This window comes from Streptomyces flavofungini (assembly GCF_041028215.1).
GTDB lineage: Bacteria > Actinomycetota > Actinomycetes > Streptomycetales > Streptomycetaceae > Streptomyces > Streptomyces flavofungini_B.
Genome location: NZ_JASKYR010000798.1, coordinates 1 through 3,019, shown reverse-complemented (window position 1 = coordinate 3,019; position 3,019 = coordinate 1). Strand labels below are relative to the sequence as shown.

General features: G+C 72.0%; 3 protein-coding genes. 1 reads left to right on the top strand and 2 read right to left on the bottom strand.

Going from position 1 to position 3,019, the window contains the following annotated elements; all coding sequences use genetic code 11:
* Nucleotides 1-850: AAA family ATPase (locus AB8Z36_RS34625; RefSeq protein ID WP_369217354.1), on the bottom strand; the 850-nt coding region annotated here is incomplete at its 3' end.
* Nucleotides 851-1,115: 265 nt separating this feature from the next.
* On the opposite strand from AB8Z36_RS34625, the gene AB8Z36_RS34620 reads away from it, so the two are divergent.
* On the top strand, nt 1,116-2,141 hold the full coding sequence (locus AB8Z36_RS34620; RefSeq protein ID WP_369217353.1) for an ATP-dependent 6-phosphofructokinase: 1,026 nt from the start codon (nt 1,116-1,118) through the stop codon (nt 2,139-2,141).
* Between the two features lie 48 nt (nt 2,142-2,189).
* Here the strand turns inward: AB8Z36_RS34620 and AB8Z36_RS34615 are convergent, their stop codons facing one another.
* Nucleotides 2,190-2,903, bottom strand: coding sequence for a helix-turn-helix domain-containing protein (locus AB8Z36_RS34615; protein WP_369217352.1), 714 nt, complete (start codon nt 2,901-2,903; stop codon nt 2,190-2,192).
* Nucleotides 2,904-3,019: the final 116 nt, after the last annotated feature.

Sequence of the window (3,019 nt, the reverse complement as noted above, 5' to 3'; positions counted from 1 at the left end):
CAGGAAGCAGACCGCCGAGTCGGTGCGCGCCGAGACGCGCAACGCCCACCGCGCGTACGAGAGCCTCGGCTGCGACATCCTCGCGATGGTCACCAACCGGGTCGCCCCCGCCGACCGCGACGAGATCCACGCGCTGCTCGCCGCCGAAGACGAAGTCGAGCGCGTCGCGGGCGAGCCCGGAGTCGTCGCCGAGCAGCACCCGGCCGCCGAGGGCGTGGGTGATCTGGGCGACCGTCGGCGCTGAGAGCGCGGGCTCGTCCGGCAGGACGTAGCTGCGCACGGGCAGGTCGGCGGCGAGCAGCGCGTGGATCTCGTCGCGGTCGGCGGGGGCGACCCGGTTGGTGACCATCGCGAGGATGTCGCAGCCGAGGCTCTCGTACGCGCGGTGGGCGTTGCGCGTCTCGGCGCGCACCGACTCGGCGGTCTGCTTCCTGCCGCCGACCACGGGGATCACCGAGGCCCCGAACTCATTGGCGAGCCGGGCGTTGAGCGAGAGCTCGTCGGGGAGCTGGGTGTCGGCGAAGTCGGTGCCCAGGACGAGGACGACCTCATAGTCCCTGGCCACCGCGTGGAAGCGGTCCACGAGCCGCGAGACGAGCTCGTCGGTGCCCTGCTCGGCCTGGAGCGCGGACGCCTCGTGGTAGTCCATGCCGTACACCGACGAGGCGTCCTGGGAGAGCCGGTAGCGGGCCCGCAGCAGGTCGAAGAGGCGGTCGGGTCCGTCGTGGACGAGCGGACGGAAGACGCCGACCCGGTCGACCTGGCGGGTCAGGAGCTCCATGACTCCCAGCTCGACGACCTGGCGGCCGTCGCCGCGGTCGATCCCGGTCACGTACACGCTGCGCGTCACGCGTGCTCTTCCCTTCCTCGCTGCCGTGGGACGGTGGTCCATCGAGCGGACCGGACAAATTACCCGATATCGCGGCTGTGCCCTCTTGACAATACCTCTGTGGCTGACTACGCCGCCCGATGGACGGGTGCCCTGCCGTACGGGGTCCATCCCCTCCCCAGCCGCACGAACGTCCGTCAAACACATGTGAGCGGCGTCCCCCCTCCGGCCGTGGAACAATCGGACCGGCTCACAAGTACCAACAGCGAGCAGGAGACACAGCGCGATGCGTATCGGAATTCTCACCGCGGGCGGCGACTGCCCCGGCCTCAACGCAGTGATCCGGTCGGTCGTGCACCGCGCCGTCACGCACTACGGCGACGAGGTCATCGGCTTCGAGGACGGCTACGCGGGCCTGCTCGACGGGCGCTACCGCGCCCTGGACCTGAACGCGGTCAGCGGCATCCTCGCCCGCGGCGGCACCATCCTCGGCTCGTCCCGCCTGGAGCGCGGCCGGTTCCGCGCGGCCTGCGACAACGCCAAGGACCTCATCGAGCGCAGCGGCTTCGACGCGCTCATCCCGATCGGCGGCGAGGGCACGCTCACCGCGGCCCGCATGCTGTCGGACGCGGGCGTGCCGGTGGTCGGCGTGCCGAAGACGATCGACAACGACATCTCCTCCACGGACCGCACCTTCGGCTTCGACACGGCCGTCGGCGTCGCCACGGAGGCGATGGACCGTCTGAAGACCACCGCCGAGTCCCACCAGCGCGTGATGGTCGTCGAGGTCATGGGCCGCCACGCGGGCTGGATCGCCCTGGAGTCCGGCATGGCGGGCGGCGCCCACGGCATCTGCCTGCCCGAGCGCCCCTTCGACCCCGCCGACCTGGTCAAACTGGTCGAGGAGCGGTTCTCGCGGGGCAAGAAGTTCGCGGTGATCTGCGTCGCCGAGGGCGCGCACCCCCAGGAGGGCACCATGAACTACGGCGTCGGCGCGATCGACCAGTTCGGCCACGAGCGCTTCCAGGGCATCGGCACGGCCCTCGCGTACGAGCTGGAGACCCGCCTCGGCAAGGAGGCCAAGCCGGTCATTCTCGGCCACGTCCAGCGCGGCGGCACCCCCACCGCGTACGACCGCGTCCTCGCGACCCGCTTCGGCTGGCACGCGGTCGAGGCCGTGCACCGCGGGGAGTACGGCCGGATGACGGCGCTGCGCGGCACGGACATCACGATGGTGCCGCTCGCGGAGGCGGTCACGGAGCTGAAGACGGTGCCGAAGGACCGGATGGACGAGGCGGAGTCGGTCTTCTAGTCTCCCGCCCCTCGCCGGGGTCTCGCCCGGCCCGGTCGCCGGGGCCGCTCAGGCCCCGCCGCCGCGGACGAGACCCCAGAAGTGTTCGAGGATCTTCTCCAGGAAGTCCCGCCCGGCCTCGCCGGAGGCGTCCGAACTGGCCCCCGAGCCCCAGCTCAGGGTCCGCGCCATGCGCGACTGATAGTCCTCGTGCATCTGCCGCAGTACGTCCTCGACGTGCCGCTTCTCCAGCGGCAGCAGCTTGGCCACCGGCCGCACGTACCCCTGCCAGCGGGTGGTGACGGCGCTGCGCAGCAGCTCGGCCAGGGGCTCCGCGCGCCCGGTGACGGCCACGAAGTCCGGCACGCTCAACCGCAGCGCGCGGGCGAGGGCCTGGGACTGCCGTTCGTTGCCGCGCCAGGTGTTGGTCTCCTCCATCCGCAGATACGCCTGGATCTCCACGCCGGACTCCCGGGCGACGTCCTCGGGAGCGAGCCCGCGCGCGAGCCGGTGCTCCCGCAGGGTCCGCGCCGCGCCCATGAGGTCGCCCGGCGAGCACCAGAGCGTGGCCGCGAGCGCGGCGAGCTCGGCGGAGCTGGGCGAGGAGAGCCCGCGCTCCCAGGAGGCGATGGTGTCGGCGGTCACGTAGGCGAGCCCGTAACTGGCCCGCATTCCGTAGGCGACATGCCCGTGCGCCATCCCGAGCGCCTCGCGCAGACGGCGGGCGGCGGGAAAGTTGAACGGCGGTGTGGGCTGCTGGTGCGGCGGTCGGCTCGGTTGCACGGGCACACCGTAGGCGCCGGGGGGTCCGGCGACTACGGTGCGTTCCTACGAGGTTGCGGATTGGTGCGAAGGTACGGGTGCACCACTCGATTSTGGGCGGACCGTGGGGTGCGGGG